This is a genomic window from Enterobacter sp. HMSC16D10 (genome assembly GCF_001807145.1).
Taxonomy (GTDB): domain Bacteria; phylum Pseudomonadota; class Gammaproteobacteria; order Enterobacterales; family Enterobacteriaceae; genus Enterobacter; species Enterobacter roggenkampii.
The window spans coordinates 13814-34397 of record NZ_KV787917.1 but is presented as its reverse complement, the minus strand read 5'-3'; the positions used below and the strand labels follow the sequence as shown (position 1 = coordinate 34397).

22 protein-coding genes are annotated in these 20584 nt (G+C 58.0%); 18 read left to right on the top strand and 4 right to left on the bottom strand.

Annotation, left to right across the window (positions count from 1 at the left end):
* Window positions 1-257 precede the first annotated feature (257 nt).
* Window positions 258-1211: a nickel/cobalt transporter gene (locus tag HMPREF3143_RS23535; protein WP_070534369.1), complete on the top strand. Its 954-nt coding sequence runs from the start codon at window positions 258-260 to the stop codon at window positions 1209-1211.
* 32 nt (window positions 1212-1243) lie between these two features.
* Here HMPREF3143_RS23535 and proP read toward each other — a convergent pair whose 3' ends face one another.
* A complete protein-coding gene (gene proP, locus HMPREF3143_RS23530) occupies window positions 1244-2746 on the bottom strand; it encodes a glycine betaine/L-proline transporter ProP (RefSeq protein WP_008500072.1) in 1503 nt (500 codons plus the stop codon).
* A gap of 649 nt (window positions 2747-3395) precedes the next feature.
* Between proP and kdgT the strand changes: the two genes are divergently transcribed.
* On the top strand, window positions 3396-4388 hold the full coding sequence (kdgT, locus tag HMPREF3143_RS23525) for a 2-keto-3-deoxygluconate transporter (RefSeq protein WP_070534368.1): 993 nt from the start codon (window positions 3396-3398) through the stop codon (window positions 4386-4388).
* 57 nt (window positions 4389-4445) lie between these two features.
* Here the strand turns inward: kdgT and HMPREF3143_RS23520 are convergent, their stop codons facing one another.
* The gene (locus HMPREF3143_RS23520) at window positions 4446-5321 is read right to left on the bottom strand and encodes a diguanylate cyclase regulator RdcB family protein (protein WP_008500070.1); all 876 of its coding nucleotides are present in this window, start codon (window positions 5319-5321) and stop codon (window positions 4446-4448) included.
* Window positions 5318-7663 carry a clamp-binding protein CrfC gene (gene crfC / locus HMPREF3143_RS23515; RefSeq protein WP_070534367.1) on the bottom strand — a complete coding sequence of 782 codons (2346 nt, stop codon included), beginning with the start codon at window positions 7661-7663 and terminating at the stop codon, window positions 5318-5320. The genes HMPREF3143_RS23520 and crfC overlap by 4 nt, the downstream gene beginning before the upstream one ends.
* A gap of 594 nt (window positions 7664-8257) precedes the next feature.
* Here crfC and HMPREF3143_RS23510 point away from each other — a divergent pair.
* From HMPREF3143_RS23510 to phnP, 16 genes are all read left to right on the top strand, one after another.
* The gene (locus tag HMPREF3143_RS23510; protein WP_008500067.1) at window positions 8258-8593 is read left to right on the top strand and encodes a zinc ribbon domain-containing protein YjdM; all 336 of its coding nucleotides are present in this window, start codon (window positions 8258-8260) and stop codon (window positions 8591-8593) included.
* A 123-nt stretch (window positions 8594-8716) separates the two neighbouring features.
* The gene (gene yjdN, locus HMPREF3143_RS23505) at window positions 8717-9157 is read left to right on the top strand and encodes a VOC family metalloprotein YjdN (protein WP_070534370.1); all 441 of its coding nucleotides are present in this window, start codon (window positions 8717-8719) and stop codon (window positions 9155-9157) included.
* 173 nt (window positions 9158-9330) lie between these two features.
* Entirely contained in the window at window positions 9331-10119 is a 789-nt protein-coding gene (phnC, locus tag HMPREF3143_RS23500; protein WP_023618659.1) for a phosphonate ABC transporter ATP-binding protein, read from the top strand.
* Window positions 10120-10143: 24 nt separating this feature from the next.
* Complete coding sequence (phnD, locus tag HMPREF3143_RS23495; protein ID WP_008500064.1) at window positions 10144-11160, top strand: phosphonate ABC transporter substrate-binding protein; 1017 nt, start codon at window positions 10144-10146, stop codon at window positions 11158-11160.
* A gap of 102 nt (window positions 11161-11262) precedes the next feature.
* A complete protein-coding gene (gene phnE, locus HMPREF3143_RS23490; RefSeq protein WP_021242916.1) occupies window positions 11263-12042 on the top strand; it encodes a phosphonate ABC transporter, permease protein PhnE in 780 nt (259 codons plus the stop codon).
* A 20-nt stretch (window positions 12043-12062) separates the two neighbouring features.
* On the top strand, window positions 12063-12788 hold the full coding sequence (gene phnF / locus HMPREF3143_RS23485) for a phosphonate metabolism transcriptional regulator PhnF (protein WP_008500062.1): 726 nt from the start codon (window positions 12063-12065) through the stop codon (window positions 12786-12788).
* Entirely contained in the window at window positions 12789-13241 is a 453-nt protein-coding gene (phnG, locus tag HMPREF3143_RS23480; RefSeq protein ID WP_070534366.1) for a phosphonate C-P lyase system protein PhnG, read from the top strand.
* On the top strand, window positions 13238-13822 hold the full coding sequence (phnH, locus tag HMPREF3143_RS23475; protein ID WP_008500060.1) for a phosphonate C-P lyase system protein PhnH: 585 nt from the start codon (window positions 13238-13240) through the stop codon (window positions 13820-13822). Before phnG ends, phnH begins: the two co-directional genes overlap by 4 nt.
* The gene (locus HMPREF3143_RS23470) at window positions 13822-14886 is read left to right on the top strand and encodes a carbon-phosphorus lyase complex subunit (RefSeq protein WP_070534365.1); all 1065 of its coding nucleotides are present in this window, start codon (window positions 13822-13824) and stop codon (window positions 14884-14886) included. The genes phnH and HMPREF3143_RS23470 overlap by 1 nt, the downstream gene beginning before the upstream one ends.
* Complete coding sequence (locus HMPREF3143_RS23465) at window positions 14879-15724, top strand: alpha-D-ribose 1-methylphosphonate 5-phosphate C-P-lyase PhnJ (RefSeq protein ID WP_008500058.1); 846 nt, start codon at window positions 14879-14881, stop codon at window positions 15722-15724. Before HMPREF3143_RS23470 ends, HMPREF3143_RS23465 begins: the two co-directional genes overlap by 8 nt.
* On the top strand, window positions 15721-16476 hold the full coding sequence (phnK, locus tag HMPREF3143_RS23460) for a phosphonate C-P lyase system protein PhnK (protein ID WP_070534364.1): 756 nt from the start codon (window positions 15721-15723) through the stop codon (window positions 16474-16476). Before HMPREF3143_RS23465 ends, phnK begins: the two co-directional genes overlap by 4 nt.
* A 106-nt stretch (window positions 16477-16582) precedes the next feature.
* Window positions 16583-17263 carry a phosphonate C-P lyase system protein PhnL gene (phnL, locus tag HMPREF3143_RS23455; RefSeq protein WP_070534363.1) on the top strand — a complete coding sequence of 227 codons (681 nt, stop codon included), beginning with the start codon at window positions 16583-16585 and terminating at the stop codon, window positions 17261-17263.
* The gene (phnM, locus tag HMPREF3143_RS23450; RefSeq protein ID WP_023293497.1) at window positions 17260-18396 is read left to right on the top strand and encodes an alpha-D-ribose 1-methylphosphonate 5-triphosphate diphosphatase; all 1137 of its coding nucleotides are present in this window, start codon (window positions 17260-17262) and stop codon (window positions 18394-18396) included. Before phnL ends, phnM begins: the two co-directional genes overlap by 4 nt.
* Window positions 18393-18944, top strand: coding sequence for a ribose 1,5-bisphosphokinase (gene phnN / locus HMPREF3143_RS23445; RefSeq protein ID WP_085930286.1), 552 nt, complete (start codon window positions 18393-18395; stop codon window positions 18942-18944). Before phnM ends, phnN begins: the two co-directional genes overlap by 4 nt.
* On the top strand, window positions 18937-19371 hold the full coding sequence (gene phnO / locus HMPREF3143_RS23440) for an aminoalkylphosphonate N-acetyltransferase (RefSeq protein WP_021242924.1): 435 nt from the start codon (window positions 18937-18939) through the stop codon (window positions 19369-19371). The genes phnN and phnO overlap by 8 nt, the downstream gene beginning before the upstream one ends.
* A gap of 9 nt (window positions 19372-19380) precedes the next feature.
* Window positions 19381-20139: a phosphonate metabolism protein PhnP gene (phnP, locus tag HMPREF3143_RS23435; RefSeq protein ID WP_070534362.1), complete on the top strand. Its 759-nt coding sequence runs from the start codon at window positions 19381-19383 to the stop codon at window positions 20137-20139.
* A gap of 82 nt (window positions 20140-20221) precedes the next feature.
* Here the strand turns inward: phnP and yjdP are convergent, their stop codons facing one another.
* On the bottom strand, window positions 20222-20545 hold the full coding sequence (gene yjdP, locus HMPREF3143_RS23430) for a DDRRRQL repeat protein YjdP (protein ID WP_021242926.1): 324 nt from the start codon (window positions 20543-20545) through the stop codon (window positions 20222-20224).
* Window positions 20546-20584: the final 39 nt, after the last annotated feature.

Here is a 20584-nt window from a genome sequence, read left to right as displayed (position 1 = left end):
AACCGACCGGGCTGTTTGTGAAGTGATTCACATCTGCCGTGTCGATGGAGGCGCATTATAGGGAGTTCGCGAACGACCGCAACCGAAAAGTTGCAAAAAAATGACTGACTGCTGCATTCCCCAGCAAAACCCCGCCTTATACCCATTTATGCACAAAGTTATCCACAATTCTGCACGGATCCCAATGCGATCCCACGAATTGAGCGGGAAGATCAACTATACTGGCGGCAAATACTCTTCTCTGTTCAGGCCGCTTCATGACCACACAACGCCTCATCCGTGACTGGCGTCTCCCTACCGCTGGGTTGATGCTGCTGGCAATGTTTTTTGCCGGTTTTACCCTGCATACGCACTGGAACACCTTTATCCAGTGGTGTCTTGCCTCGCAAATTACCCTGCACCGGTATCTGGTGATGTACCTGCTGCAGCTGAATAACCATCAGTACAGCGGCGGGTTATGGCTGTTAACGGGCGCTTTCCTTTATGGTGTGCTTCACGCCGTCGGACCCGGGCACGGAAAATTCATTGTGACGACCTATCTGACCACCAATAAGGAAAGCGAGCTGGCCGCCCGGGTCGTCCCTTTCCTGGGCAGCCTGATGCAGGGCGTCAGCGCCATTCTGTTTGTCTTTATCCTGGCGGTAGGGTTTAACCTCGCCTCAGGGGATATCAGTACCAGCCGCTGGTATGTGGAGAAGGTCAGCGCAGTGCTTATTGGCGCATTCGGCGCATTCGTCATTTACCAGGCGCTGAAGAGCCTGCGCCCACGCAGGATAGCAGTGTCCGCCATTAAGCCTCTTCACCAGCACGATGAACACTGTGGCTGCGGTCATCACGGCGTAGGTGCAGACCTGACGCAGGGCGACTGGAAACCCCGTCTGGGCGTGATACTGGCGATTGGCGCACGCCCGTGCAGCGGGGCGATCATGATTCTGATGTTTTCGAACGCGCTGGGCATTGTTACCTGGGGGATGGCCGCAGTCATGACCATGTCGCTGGGAACCGCTCTTTCTATTATGGGGCTTTCACTGGCTGTACGTTACGCCCGCGAACGCACGGTGGCCTGGTTCGGAGAAAGCGCCTCGTTAAAATGGCTGGTGCCGACCGTCAAAATAGCCGGAGGGATAGTCCTGATCCTGTTCGCGACGGTGCTGTTCCTGACGGTGATCCCCATCAGCGCCAATGGCGACTACATCGCCGCAGGATGCTAATAAAAGAAAACCCGCCAGCGGCGGGTTTTTTGTTACTCGTTGATGCGTGGATGCTGATCCACCAGTCGTGAACGTTTTTTCTGCAGCTCTTCAATCTCGGCGTCAATATCCTCAATCTTCTGCTCTACATTATCGTAGTGCTCACGGAGGATCTCTTTCGCTTCCTGGATATCCGATGCCGCAGGCGTTGCGCCTTTCAGAGGGCGATTCGCCGTCTCCTTCATAGTAATACCGGTAATCAAACCAATCACCGCGATCACCATCAGGTAATAAGCAGGCATCATCAGGTTCTGCGTGCTCTCCACCAGCGAGGCGGCAAGCGTCGGGGTCAGACCGGCAATCAGCACCGAGATGTTGAAGGCCGCGGCCAGCGCGCTGTAGCGAATATGGGTCGGGAACATCGCGGGCAGCGTTGAGGCCATCACCCCGATAAAGCAGTTAAGGATCACCGCCAGCATCAGCAGACCGGCAAAAATCAGCCCCAGTACATTACTGTTGATCAGAATAAATGCCGGGATGGCGAGGGCAAACAGCGCAACGCTTCCCAGAATAATGAACGGTCGACGACCAAAGCGGTCACTCAACAGGCCCATAATCGGCTGCACAAACAGCATACCCACCATGATGGCGATAATGATCAGCACACCGTGATCTTCCGAGTAGTGCAGGTTATGCGACAGATAGCTCGGCATGTAGGTCAGCAGCATGTAATAGGTCACGTTGGTGGAGATCACCAGACCGATACAGACCAGCAGGCTTCGCCAGTGCTTAGTGGCAATCTCTTTGAACGATACCTTCGGACCGTCCTGCAGCCCTTCGCGGTCACCCTGCTCCAGCTTATCAACGTGCTGCTGGAACGCAGGCGTCTCTTCAAGCGCATGACGCAGGTAGAGACCAATGATCCCCAGCGGCAGTGCCAGGAAGAATGGGATACGCCAGCCCCAGTCGAGGAAGTTCTCTTCCCCCACCACGGTTGAAATCAGGACCACCACACCCGCGCCCAGGACAAAACCGGCAATGGAGCCGAAGTCCAGCCAGCTTCCCATAAACCCGCGCTTACGGTCAGGAGAATACTCGGCAACGAAGATCGAGGCGCCAGTATATTCACCGCCCACGGAGAAGCCCTGTGCCATCTTACAGATCAGCAGCAGAATCGGTGCCCAAATGCCGATAGTGGCGTAAGACGGTATAAGGCCGATACAGAATGTACTGATCGACATAATGACGATGGTGATAGCCAGGATCTTCTGACGACCATATTTATCACCGAGCATACCGAAGAACAGACCACCCAGCGGGCGAATCAGGAAGGGAACGGAAAACGTACCCAGTGCCGCAATCATCTGCAGGCTGGGATCGGCCCCGGGGAAAAACACTTTACCTAACGCATAGGCCACAAAGCCGTAGACACCAAAATCGAACCATTCCATCGCATTACCGAGCGAGGCTGCGGTAATCGCTTTACGCAGTTTGGCGTCATCAATAATGGTGACGTCGCGAAGCGTGATGGGTTTAATCTTTTTCCTTCTCAGCATAGCTATCCTCGTTGACTCGGCCCTGTCTGTTTCACAGTCCAGTGTGCGTTCTGTGAACCATGGGATCCGCTCCATGCGAATCGCCTTATTCAAGCGTAGCAGGTTTACTTACATTGACGTTTTACGTCGATACAACCGAACCTGTTGACGCCTGCCTGGGCAGTTAATGACCTTTTTACCCTACCAGCGTTTATATTTGTGATCAACTTCACACATATTTCAGCTTCAGGTCAACTCAGTCCAGTATTTGTCAATCAGTGCAAATAAGCCCTTTCTCATCCCCGCCTCATGAGCTCTCTCACGCACGTCATGAGTTCTTTCGCAACAAAAAACAAACCACGTTTACTCACATTCAATTTACATAAATTTTCTTCATCAGGAAGCCGCCGATAGTTTTACATTGAATATGTGACAAAGTTAACTAAAACGATGTTTTATTTTGATTGAATCAATATTCCAATGATCGCATGATAAATCCGAATACAGCATTTCATGTGTTTTCTAAGAAAGTTAATCGAGAGAAAACATTTATTTTCCTGGCATGGTAATCGAGAAATACCCCTCAAAAACAAATGCCAATCAATTGAATTTATTGACTAATTTTTAACACCGAACGCCCGTCCTGCGGGGTCAGATGTGAGGATTGTCCATGAAGATTAAAGCCACGATAGAACGCATACCCGGCGGTATGATGCTGGTTCCGCTGGTGCTGGGCGCCATCCTGAATACCCTTGCCCCTGATACCGGGGCATATTTCGGTGGTTTCACAAAAGGCATGATAACGGGCACGGTTCCAATTCTTGCCGTCTGGTTTTTTTGTATCGGTGCATCCATTAATTTGCGGGCGACCGGTACCGTATTACGGAAATCCGGCACGCTGGTAATAACCAAAATAGCGGTAGCCTGGGCGGTGGCGATGATATGCGCGATGTTCATCCCGGAGAATGGAATTCAGACCGGGTTCTTCGCGGGGTTATCGGTGCTGGCGATTGTCTCCGCGATGGATATGACTAACGGCGGATTGTACGCCAGCCTGATGAACCAGTACGGGACGAAAGAAGAGTCCGGCGCATTTGTCTTGATGTCTCTCGAATCAGGCCCGCTGATGACGATGCTGATCCTGGGGTCAGCTGGCCTGGCCTCTTTTGAACCCCACCACTTTGTCGGCGCAATCCTGCCCTTCCTGATCGGCTTTGCCCTTGGCAACCTCGATCACGATCTGCGTGATTTCTTCAGCAAAGCCACGCCGGTGCTGATCCCGTTCTTCGGCTTTGCGCTGGGGAACACCATCAACCTGAAGGTTATCCTTGATACCGGCCTGCTGGGTATTGTGCTGGGTGTCGCCGTAATCGTCATTACCGGTATTCCGCTGATCGTTGCCGACCGCGTGATCGGGGGAGGAAACGGCACGGCGGGCGTCGCCGCCTCTTCAGCCGCAGGCGCTGCCGTCGCCAACCCGGTGATTATTGCCCAGATTAACCCGGCCTTCGAACCGGTAGCCGCTTCAGCGACGGCGCTGGTTGCCGCCAGCGTGATTGTCACTGCGCTACTGGTGCCGATCATCACGGCGCTATATGCGAAACGCTACGCCAATGCCCCCGAGCAGAATATCGAACGAGAAGCGGTCGAACTCCGCCATTAACACACCGTACCAAACCATCCCCTCTTCCCTGCGGGGAGAGGGTGAGGGGTAAGGGATTTACCCAAAAATCTCTTCCACCATCCCGTCCACCAGCCGTTTTGCCGAACAGAGCCTCGGCATCCCCAGTGCGACGGTCTGCCAGTTTTGCGTCACTGACCAGCTCACCGGATGCTTATCCGCCTGACACCAGTCCCCCAGCCAGCCCAGCATGTCTTTATGATCGATCGATCCGGGAGAAGCAGGCGCTGTCAGCCACTGGTGATAAAAATGGCGGGTCGTGGGTGAGGCATTAATGCCCTGCGCCAGATAGTTAGCCGCCATGCTGCGCAGGTTATCCTTAAGCATGGCCGCCACATCTTCTTTCGCGAGGCGGCAAGCGTCGCCAAATGCTCCCCAGCGCAGCTCTTCCAGAACGATAAAACAGCGCCCGGCCAGCGACCAGCCATCATAATGTCCGGCCCGCCAGCGGGTAAAAATTTGCTCACTGTGCTCACCCGCCTGCACCGTTAGCCCGCGCTGGGTCAGCGCCTTTTCTTTCCAGGCTGCGCGTTGGGTAAAATGAGACACGAGATCGGCGTACTGCTGCGTCAGTCCGGGAGACTGCAGGGTGCGCGGGTGAGTCTGCTGACGCAGCGCAATCAGCTTCTCTGCCATCAGCGTCAGCGCGAGATGGCCCGGATCAAGCATCCCGGCCAGCTTTTCCGCCAGCCCCAGGCGCAGCGCCGCATTTTCATTGAGCATCCCCGCCATCGCCCAGGGGCGTAGCCGGGTATGCGTCATGATTTCCTGCGTCAAACGCTCGCGAAACTGCAGCTGCTGTGGTCCCAGGCGAGGATGACGCGCCGCGTCTCCCCCCTGCACCAGATCGACCATAAATTTTGGATTAATACACTCCAGCGTTCGCCCGGGGCCGTCCAGTAGTGGTGTTGTCATGGTTGCTCTGCCGCGAATAGAGTTTGAATATCATCGCGTAACAGTCGGGTATCTTCCTGTATCCACGTCGCAGTAGTGATGCTTTGCTTCAACAACTGGCAGAGCGCTCGGGTTGAGTGCTCATTTTGCTGACGCACTGCGAGGCTATCACGCAAGCTTTCCTGTAACCCGGTCAGGCACAACGAAAATTCTGCAAAGAACGTCGCCATTCCTGCCGTAACAGAGACATCGACCTGCGCGGACAAAGCTTTACGTATTTGTTCACAAAACTGATCAATATGTTGCTTAAATTTGTCATGTAGCTGCGCAATGTCGATAACATAGCGCGTGCGCGTTTCCACATACTCGTCCCAGCCCCAGCCAGGATTATTGAGCCAGCGAGAGACCGTTTCGCGCATGCTTCTCCCGCCGGAAGGCGGGGCGGCCTGGCTGTCGTCCTGCGCAATCGCATCGTTAAACAGCGCTCGCGTATTGAAGTTAAGCTGGCTTGCCTGAAACGCCGGGAAGCTGATCCGCGCCCGAAAACCCGCATGGCTCAGATGCTCTTTAATACGCGTTTCAATGGGACGCATGGCTTCGTTAAGAGAACGCGCCAGCGTGGACTCCAGCTGATCGAAGCGTAACGCCAGCTCCCGGCCGATCTTCGTCTGGGCATCCAGCATAACCCGCTCGCAGGAGGCGCGTAATTTACTCAGCGCAATCTGCGCCTGCCCTTCATCATCCAGCACCAGCTGCTTCACCCTCTCACCGCGAAGTTGCTGCCGTTCGGTGCCTGCCGAATCAAGAATCGGGGGCGTGCTGAACACCTGGTCAATCGCCTGGTGAAGCGCGGTTTTTTGGGATCCCATAAAGTCCGCGGTGGCGTTCAGCGCTTCCTCAACCTCGTGTTTCACCTCATCGCTCACCACGCGCTGACGCGTCTGCAAAAGCGCCATGTCCTCTTCCAGACGTGCGATATTCAGCTCCAGCGCCTCAAAGGCCACCGTCAGACCCTGATAGCGGAAATCGAGATACTCTCGGGCGTTTTGCGCGTAGTTGAGAAGCTTATGCGAGGCCGAACGCAGCGCGTAGAGCGAGGCATTGGCATAGGCGGCGTAAATCAGTTTCCGTATCGGTTGCTCGAAGAGCGAATCTTCCCAGAGCAAATCGGCAGAATGTCGGATATGGTCGATATCGTCCAGGTCCGCCGTACGCCAGCGACGTCCGAGTGCGGCTTCGGCAAAATCCTGCACCCAGGGTTGCTCCTGATGATCCGGCAGTCGTCCATGCGAACTTAGCTCATAGCGCGCGCGGTTCGCCAGATACGCCCACATGGACGACACGGGGTAAATCTGGCCAGGCGAAATATTGCCTTTCATTAAGGCGCCGGAGATCATCGCCCGAATCTGTTCTTCATCATCGCTATTGCGATCTTTCTGATCGAATTTATTGACCAGCGCATACAGCGGCACCGATTTTCCCGCCGCGGAAATCGCCTGGCGGACTTCTTCATCAGAAATGGATTTAAGCTGGGTATAATCCATCACGGCCAGCACCGCCGATGCGCGGGACAACTGCTCGCTGAGCATTTTTTGCAGATGTGGCTGTCCGGCCTCGTTCGGCCCGGGCGTATCGAGCAGCGTCAGCTGCCCGAGGTGGGCATCCAGGCCCGCAAGATGCACGAACTCCACTTCAATGACCGGGATATGTTCAATAGCCGTATATTCAGAGAACGGAAACTCCACACCCAGCGCCTGGGAAAGTCTCACCAGATCGTTGAGGCTTTTCAGACAATGAAATATCGGCTGCGCGCCCAGGTGATGCTTCTCAAACGCTTCCCCTTTTTCAATGCGCTCCAGCAGCGTATTCATGTCTTTATCAATTTCCAGACGCTGAGCCAGCTTCCCGCGGTCGTAATCACAGAGCTGTTTCTGAAGCAGTTGGATCAATTCATCAATCGGGGAGGCATGAGAGAAATGCAGCACCGGTTCCTTCTGACCCGGCGTGTGGCGAATCAACGTCGGAAGCGCCGTCATTGGACGATTGCGGTTCGGCAACACTTCGGTACCCACAATCGCATTAATGGTGGTCGATTTCCCCGCTTTCATGGTGCCAACAATGGCCAGGACCATTTCCAGCCGGGTTATTTTGCGTAATTCATTATTCAGCATCGCCTGCTGGGCGTCGACACCGCGCGCGCTAAAATGCAAAGGTAAAACGTTGTTTGTTTCGCCAGTAATAGCAGCCTCTGTGCTCTCCAGCATCTCAGTGGGCATTGATTTCAACGTATCAAGATTTTGCAGGGCAAGCTGTAACAAACGCTCGGCTTCCTGGCTTAATTCAAAAATGGTCTGTGTGTGCATGATAAAAGCCTTTCCTTAACGCAAATTTATTACTTTTATTAAGCCACTGGTTTTTATTATGTTGTTCAGGCTTATATGATCACGTGTGGAAAACATGTTCGCCGAAATATAACTGATTGAAGATAATCAGGAATAATTCCCTATCCTTGCATGGCGTGTAGAACTCTTCTCCAGGCCTGATAGCCAAAAGAAAAAAGCGTAGCCCATTTTTAAGAAACTTCAGGATATATCACCATTATTTACCCACCTAAAAAGAGAGGTAATGCACCACTGCCATAAGATATGTATGGCAGCAAAGTCCGGAGATAAATAACAATGTGTCGCTTCACCTTATCCGAAATGGCAGAGCGTAGCAATTTGCTGCAATAAAATATTCGATATATTTATCGTCATTTCTTCCCACCGTGTTAATGGACATAAGCTTCGCGTAACTGACTGACAGAACGTGTCACTCCCGATACGCTTTTTAGCTTTTTTAATTCACAATATCACCGACAACGGTGTGGATTTGCGCTATACTTGCCGCCTTTTTCGGCACCCTGCCGTCATTTAGCTGGCACTTTCCAGCGCGTTTACACTTTCGAGGATACCGATATGTCTCTCCCACACTGCCCAAAATGCAATTCTGAATACACCTATGAAGATAATGGCATGTTCATCTGCCCGGAATGCGCTCATGAATGGAATGATGCCGAGCCGGCTCAGGATGCTGATGCGCTCATCGTAAAAGATGCGAACGGCAATCTGCTGGCAGACGGTGACAGCGTTACCGTCGTTAAGGACCTGAAGGTGAAAGGCAGTTCTTCTATGCTGAAAATCGGCACCAAAGTGAAGAATATCCGTCTGGTTGAAGGCGATCACAATATCGACTGCAAAATTGACGGCTTCGGTCCAATGAAACTGAAATCTGAGTTCGTGAAAAAGAACTGATTTTTCACCTGTACGCCCGGTAAGCGAAGCGCCTCCGGGCGCTTTTGCCGGATGCGCTACGCTTATCCGGCCTACAAAAAAAGAACTAAACTTAACGGGCTTTTCTTACGTGAGGTAAAGATTATGCCGTTAAGTCCCTACATCTCTTTCGCCGGCAACTGCGCTGAGGCCACCGCCTTTTACCAGCAAGCCGTCGGCGCAGAACTTCTCTATAAAATTACCTTCGGCGAAATGCCAAAAAGCGATAACAGCGAAGAAGGCTGTCCGTCCGGTATGCAGTTTCCGGATTCGGCTATCGCCCACTCCAACGTCCGCATTGCGGGCAGCGATATCATGATGAGCGACGGGATGCCGCCCGGCAGCAACGCGCAGTACGCGGGCTTTACGCTGGTTCTCGACACCCAGAACGTCAATGAAGGCAAGCGCTGGTTCGACAACCTCGCCGCGGGCGGGAACATCGACATGGCGTGGCAGGAGACCTTCTGGGCGCACGGTTTCGGTAAAGTCACCGACAAATACGGCGTGCCGTGGATGATTAACGTCGTCAAGCAACAAACGTCGTAGGCAGAACACGCGCAGCGCAGCCGGCAACAGCGCCCGGTGGCGCTGCGCTGACCGGGCCTACGGTGATTGTCATCAAACTCCGCTCAACTCTTCAAACTCCCGCAACCTGCGCTTAACCCAAATGTCACATTGATGCGCCAGCATGAGGCCACATTTATCGTGAGGCCCCGCACATGCAAACTGTCATCCGCGTCGAGAAACTGAGCAAGACCTTCAATCACAACAAGGCTTTGCATGCCGTTGATCTGACCGTCCGGCAGGGCGACATGGTGGCGCTTCTCGGGCCTTCCGGCTCGGGTAAATCCACCCTTCTGCGCCATTTGAGCGGGCTTATCACCGGCGATAAAACGCCGGAAAGCCACGTCGAGCTGCTGGGCAATACCGTGCAGCGCGCCGGGCGTCTGGCGAGCGATATCCGCAAGAGCCGCGCCCAGACGGGCTACATCTTCCAGCAGTTTAACCTGGTAAACCGCCTGACGGTGCTGGAGAACGTGCTGATTGGCGCGCTCGGCAGCACCCCGTTCTGGCGCACCTGTCTGCGCTGGTTCACCCCTTCCCAGAAGCAGGAAGCTTTACAGGCGCTGACCCGCGTCGGCATGGCGCATTTCGCCCACCAGCGCGTCTCCACCCTGTCCGGTGGACAACAGCAGCGCGTGGCGATTGCGCGCGCGCTGATGCAAAAAGCGCAAATCATTCTTGCTGACGAACCCATCGCCTCGCTGGACCCGGAGTCCGCCCGCATCGTGATGGAGACCCTGCGCGACATTAACCAGAACGACGGCATTACCGTGGTGGTCACGCTGCATCAGGTGGATTACGCCCTGCGCTACTGCGAACGCATCGTCGCCCTGCGTCAGGGGCACGTGTTCTTTGATGGCGCGAGCCATCAGTTTGATAACGAACGTTTTGACCATCTCTACCGCAGCATTAACCGCGTCGAAGAGAACGCGCAGGCTGCTTAAATAAACCCGATCCGAGGAAAGTACATGAGCTACAAAGCCGTTGCCGCGCTGGCCTTTACCAGCATGTTCAGCCTCAGCACCCTGTTAAGCCCGGCGTATGCGGAAGAGCAGGAAAAAGCGCTGAACTTCGGCATTATTTCGACGGAATCACAGCAGAACCTGAAACCTCAGTGGGAACCGTTCCTGAAAGATATGGAAACCAAGCTGGGGATCAAAGTGAACGCCTTCTTCGCCCCGGACTACGCGGGCATCATCCAGGGGATGCGCTTTAATAAAGTGGACATCGCCTGGTACGGCAACCTCTCCGCCATGGAAGCGGTGGACCGCGCGAACGGCCAGGTCTTTGCCCAGACCGTCGCGGCAGATGGCTCCCCGGGCTACTGGAGCGTGCTGATCGTCAACAAAGACAGCCCGATCAACAACCTCAACGACATGCTCGCCAAACGCAAAGAGCTGACCTTCGGCAACGGCGATCCGAACTCCACCTCGGGTTACCTGGTCCCTGGCTACTACGTCTTCGCCAAAAACAACGCCTCCGCCAGCGACTTCAAGCGCACGGTAAACGCCAGCCATGAAACCAACGCTCTGGCCGTGGCCAACAAGCAGGTGGACGTTGCCACCAACAACACCGAGAACCTCGACAAGCTGAAGACCTCCGCACCGGACAAGCTGAAAGAGCTGAAGGTTATCTGGAAATCCCCGCTGATCCCCGGCGACCCGATTGTGTGGCGTAAAAACCTGTCCGAAAGCACCAAGGACAAGGTGTACGACTTCTTTATGACCTATGGCAAAACGCCGGAAGAGAAAGCGGTCCTCGAACGTCTGGGCTGGGCACCGTTCCGCCCGTCAAGCGACCTGCAGCTGGTCCCGATTCGCCAGCTGGCGCTGTTTAAAGAGATGCAGGGCGTGAAGGACAACAAAGGCCTGAAGGACGAGGAGAAGACCAGCAAAGTGGCCGCGATTCAGGCTCAGCTTGAAGACCTCGACCGCCTGACCGCCGCGCTCGGCGCGATGACCAGCGTGAATAAAGCGGTGCAGTAACGCGTTTCGCCCGGTGGCGCTGCGCTTACCGGGCCTACATTTTGGATCGTAGGCCGGATAAGCGTAGCGCCATCCGGCACACAAAGACCTGCGGAGTAACACATGCAAACCATCACCCTCCCGCCGCCGAAGCGCAGCTGGTTCTCGCTCATAAGCTGGGCCATCCTGCTGGCGGTGCTGGTTATCTCCTGGAAGGGCGCGGAAATGGATCCGCTGCTGCTCTTCAAAGACGCGGGCAATATGGCGACCTTCGCTGCCGACTTCTTCCCGCCGGACTTCAGCCAGTGGCAGGACTACCTCAGTGAAATGGCGGTCACCCTGCAAATCGCCGTCTGGGGCACCGCGCTGGCCGTTATTCTCTCCATTCCGTTTGGCCTGATGAGCGCTGAAAACATCGTGCCGTGGTGGATATACCAGCCCATGCGCCGCCTGATGGACGCCTGTCGGGCGATCAACGAAATGGTCTTTGCGATGCTGTTCGTGGTCGCCGTCGGCCTCGGTCCGTTCGCGGGCGTCATGGCGCTGTTCATTCACACCACCGGCGTGCTCTCCAAGCTGCTTTCCGAGGCGGTTGAAGCCATCGAGCCCGGCCCGGTGGAAGGCATCCGCGCGACCGGCGCCAATAAAATCGAAGAGATCCTCTACGGCGTCCTGCCGCAGGTGATGCCGCTCCTGATCTCCTACTCCCTGTACCGCTTTGAGTCCAACGTCCGCTCCGCCACCGTCGTCGGCATGGTCGGCGCAGGCGGGATTGGCGTCACCCTGTGGGAAGCGATTCGCGGTTTCCAGTTCCAGCAAACCTGCGCCCTGATGGTGCTCATCATCGTCACCGTCAGCCTGCTGGATTTCCTCTCTCAACGTTTGCGTAAGCACTTCATCTGAGAAGCGAGGCTTTGTTTTCTATGCACTTATCCAGACATCCGACCAGTTTCCCCACCCGCTGGCAAGAGATCGCGGCAAAGCTCGAAGTGGAGCTTCGCACGCACTACCGCTGCGGAGACTACCTTCCTGCCGAGCAGCAGCTTGCCGACCGCTATGAGGTGAACCGACACACCCTGCGCCGCGCCATTGACCAGCTGGTCGAGCGCGGCTGGGTCCAGCGCCGTCAGGGCGTGGGCGTGCTGGTGCTGATGCGCCCGTTCGACTACCCGCTTAACGCCCAGGCGCGCTTTAGCCAGAACCTGCTGGATCAGGGCAGCCACCCGACCAGCGAAAAGCTGCTCTCGGTGCTGCGTCCGGCCTCCAGCCACGTGGCGGACGCGCTGGGTATTCAGGAGGGCGACAACGTCATCCACCTGCGCACGCTGCGCCGGGTCAACGGCGTCGCGGTGTGCCAGATCGATCACTACTTCGCGGACCTCACCCTCTGGCCGGTGCTGCAGAATTTCTCCAGCGGATCGCTGCATGATTTTCTCCAGAATGCGACAGGCATTGCGCTGAAACGCACCCAGACGCGCATCAGCGCCCGCCGCGCGCAGGCGAAAGAGAGCAAGGTGCTGGAGATCCCCAATATGGCCCCGCTGCTCTGCGTGCGCACCCTCAACCACCGTGACGGCGAGATAGACGCGACGGAATACTCCGTCAGCCTGACTCGCGCCGACATGATCGAATTCACCATGGAGCACTGAATGCACTTCGACACCGCCACCCGACAGCGCTGGATGCGCGTGCTGGCCCACAGCCAGCCTGCTGCGCTCTCTGCCCGCATGAACGCCCTCAGCCTGGCTCCCGGGTACGACCTCCTCCGCGCGCCGGAGATCGGCCTCGTTCAGATCCAGGCGCGCATGGGCGGTACCGGCGAGCGCTTTTTCGCCGGGGACGCCACCCTCACCCGCGCAGCGATCCGCCTGCACAGCGGCACGCTGGGCTACGGCTACGTGCTGGGGCGTGATAAAGCCCACGCCGAGCGCTGCGCGGTCATCGACGCGCTTTTACAGGAACCACCGCATTTCCAGACGCTGATGGAAACCCTTATTTCCCCGCTGGAGGCCGACCGCGCCGCGCGTCTTGCCGCGCGTCAGGCCGAAGTGAATACCAGCCGGGTCGACTTCTTTACGCTCGTTCGTGGAGACAACGCATGACGCTTCAACCCGCTTTTACCCTGGCCGTCCAGGATGCCCAACACAGTTTCCGTCGCCTGCTGAAGGCCATGAGCGAGCCGGGCGTGATTGTCTCGCTGCACCAGCTCTCTCAGGGCTGGCTGCCGCTGAACCTGGCGACAACCAGCGTGCTGCTGACGCTTGCCGATAACGATACCCCGGTATGGCTTTCGGGCGCGCTGTCGAACGATATCGCCAACCAGAACCTGCGTTTTCACACCGGCGCCCCGCTTGTTGAACAGCCGCAGCAGGCAATCTTTGCCGTGGCCGACGAACAAATCAGCCATGAACAGCTGAATGCCCTAAGCGAAGGCACCGCCGTCGCCCCGGAAACCAGCGCCACGCTGATTTTGCAGGTCGCCAGCCTGAGCGGCGGTCGCATGCTGCGCCTGACGGGCGCAGGCATCGCCGACGAGCGCATGGTCGCGCCGCAGCTGCCGGAGTGCATCATTCACGAGCTGACCGAGCGCCCGCACCCGTTCCCGCTGGGCATTGACCTGATCCTGACCTGCGGCGAGCGCCTGCTGGCCATCCCGCGGACCACCCACGTGGAGGTGTGCTGATGTACGTTGCCGTCAAAGGGGGCGAGAAGGCCATCGCCGCCGCCCATGCGCTGCAGGCGCACAGACGACGGGGTGATGAACAGCTTCCTGAGCTGAGCGTCGCCCAGATTGAACAGCAGCTCAATCTCGCCGTCGATCGGGTGATGACCGAGGGCGGTATCGCCGACCGCGAGCTGGCGGCGCTGGCCCTCAAGCAGGCCAGCGGCGATAACGTGGAAGCCATCTTCCTGCTGCGCGCCTACCGCACCACGCTGGCGAAGCTGGCGGTCAGCGAACCCATCAACACGGCGGAGATGCGCCTGGAGCGCCGCATTTCTGCCGTTTATAAAGACATTCCCGGCGGCCAGCGGCTCGGCCCTACCTATGACTACACCCATCGCCTGCTGGATTTTACCCTGCTGGCGAACGACGAGGCGCCACGACTCAGTACCTCTGACGCCGAACAGGAACCGTCTCCGCACGTCTTCAGCCTGCTGGCGAAACAGGGTCTGGCGAAGGCGGAAGCGGATTCCGGCGCGCAGCCGGATGACATCACCCGCACGCCGCCGGTTTACCCGTGCTCGCGTTCGTCCCGCCTGCAGCAGCTGATGCGCGGCGACGAGGGCTATCTGCTGGCGCTGGCCTACTCCACCCAGCGTGGCTACGGGCGCAACCACCCGTTTGCCGCCGAAATTCGCAGCGGCTATATCGACGTCGAAATCGTGCCGGAAGAGCTGGGTTTTGCCGTAAACGTCGGCGAACTGCTGATGACCGAGTGTGAAATGGTGAACGGTTTTGTCGCGCCCGAAAATGAAGACCCGCACTTTACCCGCGGCTACGGGCTGGTGTTTGGCCTCGGCGAACGCAAGGCGATGGCCATGGCGCTGGTCGACCGCGCCCTGCAGGCACCGGACTACGGCGAGCACGTTGCTGGCCCGGCGCAGGACGAAGAGTTTGTGCTGGCCCACGCGGATAACGTCGAGGCCGCGGGCTTCGTCTCGCACCTCAAGCTGCCGCACTACGTCGATTTCCAGGCCGAACTGGAACTGCTGAAACGCCTGCAACGGGAGCGCAAACATGGCTAACTTAAGCGGCTACAACTTTGCCTATCTGGATGAGCAAACCAAACGCATGATCCGGCGCGCCATCTTAAAAGCGGTGGCGATTCCTGGCTATCAGGTGCCGTTCGGCGGCCGAGAAATGCCGATGCCCTACGGCTGGGGGACGGGCGGCATCCAGATTACCGCCAGCGTGATCGGCGAGGCGGACGTGTTGAAAGTCATCGACCAGGGCGCGGACGACACCACCAACGCCGTATCGATCCGCACCTTCTTTCAGCGGGTAACGGGCGTCGCGACCACCGAAAAAACCGAAGACGCGACGCTGATCCAGACCCGCCACCGCATTCCGGAAACCCCGCTCACGGAAGATCAGATTTTGATTTTTCAGGTGCCGATCCCGGAGCCACTGCGCTTTATCGAGCCGCGCGAAACCGAAACCCGCACCATGCACGCGCTGGAAGAGTACGGCGTGATGCAGGTGAAGCTGTATGAGGATATCGCCCGCTTCGGCCATATCGCCACCACCTACGCCTACCCGGTGAAGGTGAACGGCCGCTACGTGATGGACCCGTCGCCGATACCAAAATTCGATAATCCGAAGATGGACATGATGCCCGCCCTGCAGCTGTTCGGTGCCGGACGTGAAAAACGCATCTACGCCGTACCGCCGTACACCCGTGTAGAGAGTCTCGATTTTGACGATCACCCGTTTACGGTGCAGGAGTGGGACGAGCCGTGCGCCATCTGCGGATCCAAACACAGCTACCTGGACGAAGTGGTGCTGGACGACACGGGCAAACGGATGTTTGTCTGCTCCGACACCGATTTCTGCCGCCAACAGAGCGAGGCGAACGGCCAATGAAACCGCTGCTTTCGGTAAATCACCTGACCCACCTGTATGCGCCGGGCAAAGGCTTCAGCGACGTGTCGTTCGAGCTGTGGCCGGGCGAAGTGTTGGGGATCGTCGGCGAGTCCGGCTCCGGCAAAACCACTCTGCTGAAATCCATCTCCGCGCGCCTGACGCCGCAGAACGGCGACATTTTGTATGAGGGCGCCTCGCTCTACGGCATGAGCGAGGCCGAGCGCCGCCGCCTGCTGCGCACCGAGTGGGGCATGGTGCACCAGCACCCGATGGACGGCCTGCGCCGTCAGGTCTCTGCCGGAGGCAATATCGGCGAACGCCTGATGGCCACCGGCGCGCGTCACTACGGCAATATCCGCGCTACGGCGCAACAGTGGCTGGAAGAAGTGGAAATCCCCGCCTCGCGTATCGACGACCTGCCGACAACCTTCTCCGGCGGCATGCAGCAGCGTTTACAGATTGCCCGCAATCTCGTCACCCATCCGAAGCTGGTGTTTATGGATGAACCCACCGGTGGGCTGGACGTCTCGGTGCAGGCCCGCCTGCTCGACCTGCTGCGCGGCCTGGTGGTGGAACTGAACCTGGCGGTGGTGATTGTCACCCATGATTTAGGCGTTGCGCGCCTGCTGGCGGACCGCCTGCTGGTAATGAAGCAGGGCCAGGTGGTGGAAAGTGGGCTGACCGACCGGGTGCTCGACGATCCCCATCATCCGTACACCCAGCTTCTGGTGTCGTCCGTGTTGCAGAACTGAGGGGGCTGTTGCCGGGTGGCGCTGCGCTTACCCGGCCTACGAATAGCGCACCTGTGGGCCGGGTAAGGCGAAGCCGCCACCCGGCAAAACGAATCGCGAGGCCAACATGATCCACGTACAAAACGTAAGTAAGACCTTTGTGCTCCACCAGCAAAACGGCGTGCGCCTGCCGGTGCTGCAAAATGCCTCGCTGGAGGTTAATCGCGGCGAATGCGTGGTGCTGCACGGCCACTCCGGCAGCGGAAAATCGACCCTGCTGCGCTCCCTGTACGCCAACTATCTGCCCGACGAAGGCCATATTCATATTCGCCACGGCGATGAATGGATCGACCTGGTGCAGGCCCCGGCGCGTAAGGTGCTGGAGGTGCGCCGCTCGACGATCGGCTGGGTGAGCCAGTTTCTGCGGGTGATCCCGCGGATCTCCGCCCTGGACGTGGTGATGCAGCCGCTGCTGGATCTTGGCGTGCCGCGCGAAACCTGTGCCGCCAAAGCCGCCAGCCTGCTGACGCGCCTGAACGTGCCCGAGCGCCTGTGGCACCTTGCCCCGTCGACCTTTTCCGGCGGCGAGCAGCAGCGCGTCAATATCGCCCGCGGCTTTATCGTCGACTACCCGATTTTACTTCTGGATGAACCCACCGCCTCGCTCGACGCTAAAAACAGCGCGGCCGTGGTGGAGCTGATCGAACAGGCCAAAGCGCGCGGCGCGGCGATCGTCGGGATCTTCCACGACGAGAACGTTCGCACCCGCGTCGCGGACAGGCTGCACCCAATGGGGGCTCCCGCATGATTATCAATAACGTCAAGTTAGTACTGGACAATGAGGTGGTTGACGGCTCGATTGAGATCCAGGACGGAACAATCCGTGCATTTGCTGAAACCCAGAGCCGCTCGCCCGAGGCGATGGACGGCGACGGCGGCTGGCTGCTGCCGGGGCTGATCGAACTGCATACCGATAATCTGGACAAGTTCTTCACCCCCCGCCCGAAGGTGGACTGGCCCGCGCATTCAGCGATGAGCAGCCACGACGCGCTGATGGTCGCCAGCGGCATCACCACCGTACTGGACGCGGTGGCTATTGGCGACGTGCGCGACGGCGGCGACCGTCTGGAGAACCTGGAGAAGATGATCAACGCCGTCGAGGAGACGCAAAAGCGCGGCCTCAACCGCGCCGAGCACCGCCTGCACCTGCGCTGCGAGCTACCGCACCACACTACCCTGCCGCTGTTTGAAAAGCTGGTCGGCCGCGAGCCGGTGTCGCTGGTCTCCCTGATGGACCACTCGCCGGGGCAGCGTCAGTTCGCCAACATTGAAAAGTATCGCGAATACTACCAGGGCAAATATTCTCTCAGCGACGCGGAGATGGCCCGTTATGAAGAAGAGCAACTGGCGCTTGCGGCACGGTGGTCGCAGCCTAACCGTGTCCGAATTGCGGCGATGTGCCGGGACCGCAATATCGCGCTGGCCAGCCATGACGATGCCACGCACGATCATGTCCTTGAATCCCACCATCTTGGCAGCGTGATCGCCGAATTCCCCACCACGTTCGAGGCGGCTGAAGCCTCCCGCAAGCACGGCATGAACGTCCTGATGGGCGCACCGAACATCGTGCGCGGCGGCTCGCACTCCGGCAACGTCGCGGCAAGCAAGCTCGCGTCCCTCGGCCTGCTGGATATTCTCTCGTCCGACTACTACCCCGCCAGCCTGCTCGACGCGGCGTTCCGGGTGGCCGACGACGAGGGCAACCGCTTTACGCTGCCCCAGGCGATTCGCCTGGTGACGAAAAACCCGGCCTCGGCGCTTAATCTGCAGGATCGCGGCGAGATAGCCGAAGGCAAGCGGGCGGATCTGGTGCTGGCCCACCGCAGGGGCGAACACGTCCATATCGACCACGTCTGGCGTCAGGGAAAAAGGGTGTTCTGATGGGAAGACTTATCTGGTTAATGGGGCCGTCCGGCTCCGGTAAGGACAGCCTGCTGTCCGCCTTACGGCAGCAGGAGCATCCGCAACTGCTGGTGGCGCACCGGTACATTACCCGGTCGGCGAATGCGGGGAGTGAAAACCATATCGCCCTGAGCGAGCAGGAGTTTTTTACCCGTGCCGGGCAAAATCTGCTGGCGCTGAGCTGGCACGCCAACGGCTATTACTATGGGATCGGCATCGAGACCGATCTGTGGCTGCATGCGGGGTTCGACGTGCTGGTCAACGGTTCACGGGCGCACCTTTCGCAAGCGCGCGCCCGCTATGGGGCGGCCCTGCTGCCGGTTTGCCTGCAGGTTTCACCGGACGTCCTGCGCAGCCGGTTGCAGAGCCGGGGTCGTGAATCCGCCCGTGAGATCGATCAACGGCTTGCGCGTGCGGCGCGCTACACCCCGTCCGACTGCCATATCCTTAATAACGACGGAAGTTTGCTACAGTCAGTCGAGACCTTTTTATCGCTTATCCGTCAGAAGGAGAAACAGCATGCCTGACTGCACGCTTCGCCCCGCCACCGCCGACGATGCGCAAATCGTCTATGCGTTAATCTGCGAATTAAAGCAGGCCGAATTTGATCACCAGGCGTTTCACGCGGGCTATCTTGCCAATCTGCAGGATCACAACATGCGCTACCAGCTTGCCGAACTGGACGGGCAGGTCATCGGCATGATCGGCCTGCACATGCAGTTTCACCTCCACCACGCACGCTGGATCGGCGAGATCCAGGAGCTGGTGGTGATGCCGCAGGCGCGCGGGTTAAAGGTGGGCAGCCAGCTGCTAGCCTGGGCGGAAGGGGTGGCACGAGAGGCCGGTGCGGAGCTGACCGAACTCTCCACCAGCGTGAAGCGCACCGACGCCCACCGTTTTTACGTCCGTGAAGGATATACGCAGAGCCATTTCCGATTCACCAAACCGCTGTAGAGGTGCGTTATGAGTCTGACAATCACGTTAACAGGAACCGGAAGCGCGCAACTCGTGCCGGTCTTTGGCTGCGACTGCGCGGCGTGCCGCCGGGCGCGCCTGCAGGAGACCTATCGCCGTCGCCCCTGTAGCGCGGTGGTCAAATTCAACGATGCGGTGACCCTGCTGGATGCCGGTATTCCGCACCTGATGGACGACTGGGCCGCAGGCAGCTTTCAGCAGTTTTTGCTGACCCATTACCATATGGATCACGTCCAGGGACTCTTCCCCCTGCGCTGGGGCGTGGGCGCGACAATCCCCGTCTACGGTCCGCCGGATGAGGTGGGCTGTGACGACCTGTTTAAACATCCGGGGATTCTGGATTTCAGCCACACGGTCGAACCGTTTGTGATGTTTGAACTTCAGGGAATGCGGGTCACGCCGCTGCCGCTCAACCATTCGAAACTGACCTTCGGGTATCTGCTGGAATCGGCCCACAGCCGCGTGGCCTGGCTGTCCGACACCGCCGGGCTGCCGGAAAAAACGGTGAAGTTCCTGCTCAACAATCAGCCGCAGGCGATGATTATCGACTGCAGCCACGAACCGCGCGACGAGACGCCGCGAAACCATTGCGACTTAAATACCGTGATTGCGTTAAACGAAGTGATTGGCTGCCCGCAGGTGATCCTGACGCACATTAGCCATCAGTTTGACGTGTGGATGATGGATAACCCGCTGCCTGACGGCATTGAAGCGGGGTATGACGGAATGGTGTTGGTTCTCGACTGAGTTTTGCCGGGTGGCGGCTGCGCCTTACCCGGCCTACGCGCCAGGGTTTTGTAGGCCTGCGTCAGCGAAGCGCCACCAGGCTTTAGCCTCGATCGTAATCGTCTTCTAACCTGCGCTCATCCTCTTCCAGACGGCGTCTGTCGTCATCCAGCTGGCGCTGACGCTCGTCTAAACGGCGGCGTCTGTCTTCAAGCTGCCGACGGCGATCGTCATACTGACGGCTATCCATGCGACGGTTATCGTCATAACGATCGTCATCATCGTTGCTGCGGCTGCTGCTGGGGTTATAGGCGTCGTTGATTGCCTGTTGAATATTGCCAATAGCATCATCAACGATATCGGCATGCGCCAGTTGGCTGGTGAGTGACAGCAGACCAAATAACAGAGCGGTAGAGTAACGTTTCATAAGGCCAGACTCGCAGGTGAACTGGCCTTAAGGTAATGA

What these genes read in the sequence shown, in the direction of transcription:
- HMPREF3143_RS23470 (WP_070534365.1), top strand. Translation starts at nt 13,822, where the DNA reads ATGTACGTTGCCGTCAAAGGGGGCGAGAAGGCCATCGCCGCCGCCCAT.
- HMPREF3143_RS23465 (WP_008500058.1), top strand. Translation starts at nt 14,879, where the DNA reads ATGGCTAACTTAAGCGGCTACAACTTTGCCTATCTGGATGAGCAAACC.
- phnM (WP_023293497.1), top strand. Translation starts at nt 17,260, where the DNA reads ATGATTATCAATAACGTCAAGTTAGTACTGGACAATGAGGTGGTTGAC.
- phnE (WP_021242916.1), top strand. Translation starts at nt 11,263, where the DNA reads ATGCAAACCATCACCCTCCCGCCGCCGAAGCGCAGCTGGTTCTCGCTC.
- kdgT (WP_070534368.1), top strand. Translation starts at nt 3,396, where the DNA reads ATGAAGATTAAAGCCACGATAGAACGCATACCCGGCGGTATGATGCTG.
- phnC (WP_023618659.1), top strand. Translation starts at nt 9,331, where the DNA reads ATGCAAACTGTCATCCGCGTCGAGAAACTGAGCAAGACCTTCAATCAC.
- phnG (WP_070534366.1), top strand. Translation starts at nt 12,789, where the DNA reads ATGCACTTCGACACCGCCACCCGACAGCGCTGGATGCGCGTGCTGGCC.
- proP (WP_008500072.1), bottom strand. Translation starts at nt 2,746, where the DNA reads ATGCTGAGAAGGAAAAAGATTAAACCCATCACGCTTCGCGACGTCACC.
- phnP (WP_070534362.1), top strand. Translation starts at nt 19,381, where the DNA reads ATGAGTCTGACAATCACGTTAACAGGAACCGGAAGCGCGCAACTCGTG.
- HMPREF3143_RS23535 (WP_070534369.1), top strand. Translation starts at nt 258, where the DNA reads ATGACCACACAACGCCTCATCCGTGACTGGCGTCTCCCTACCGCTGGG.
- yjdN (WP_070534370.1), top strand. Translation starts at nt 8,717, where the DNA reads ATGCCGTTAAGTCCCTACATCTCTTTCGCCGGCAACTGCGCTGAGGCC.
- phnD (WP_008500064.1), top strand. Translation starts at nt 10,144, where the DNA reads ATGAGCTACAAAGCCGTTGCCGCGCTGGCCTTTACCAGCATGTTCAGC.
- phnF (WP_008500062.1), top strand. Translation starts at nt 12,063, where the DNA reads ATGCACTTATCCAGACATCCGACCAGTTTCCCCACCCGCTGGCAAGAG.
- phnO (WP_021242924.1), top strand. Translation starts at nt 18,937, where the DNA reads ATGCCTGACTGCACGCTTCGCCCCGCCACCGCCGACGATGCGCAAATC.
- phnK (WP_070534364.1), top strand. Translation starts at nt 15,721, where the DNA reads ATGAAACCGCTGCTTTCGGTAAATCACCTGACCCACCTGTATGCGCCG.
- HMPREF3143_RS23520 (WP_008500070.1), bottom strand. Translation starts at nt 5,321, where the DNA reads ATGACAACACCACTACTGGACGGCCCCGGGCGAACGCTGGAGTGTATT.
- yjdP (WP_021242926.1), bottom strand. Translation starts at nt 20,545, where the DNA reads ATGAAACGTTACTCTACCGCTCTGTTATTTGGTCTGCTGTCACTCACC.
- phnH (WP_008500060.1), top strand. Translation starts at nt 13,238, where the DNA reads ATGACGCTTCAACCCGCTTTTACCCTGGCCGTCCAGGATGCCCAACAC.
- HMPREF3143_RS23510 (WP_008500067.1), top strand. Translation starts at nt 8,258, where the DNA reads ATGTCTCTCCCACACTGCCCAAAATGCAATTCTGAATACACCTATGAA.
- phnL (WP_070534363.1), top strand. Translation starts at nt 16,583, where the DNA reads ATGATCCACGTACAAAACGTAAGTAAGACCTTTGTGCTCCACCAGCAA.
- crfC (WP_070534367.1), bottom strand. Translation starts at nt 7,663, where the DNA reads ATGCACACACAGACCATTTTTGAATTAAGCCAGGAAGCCGAGCGTTTG.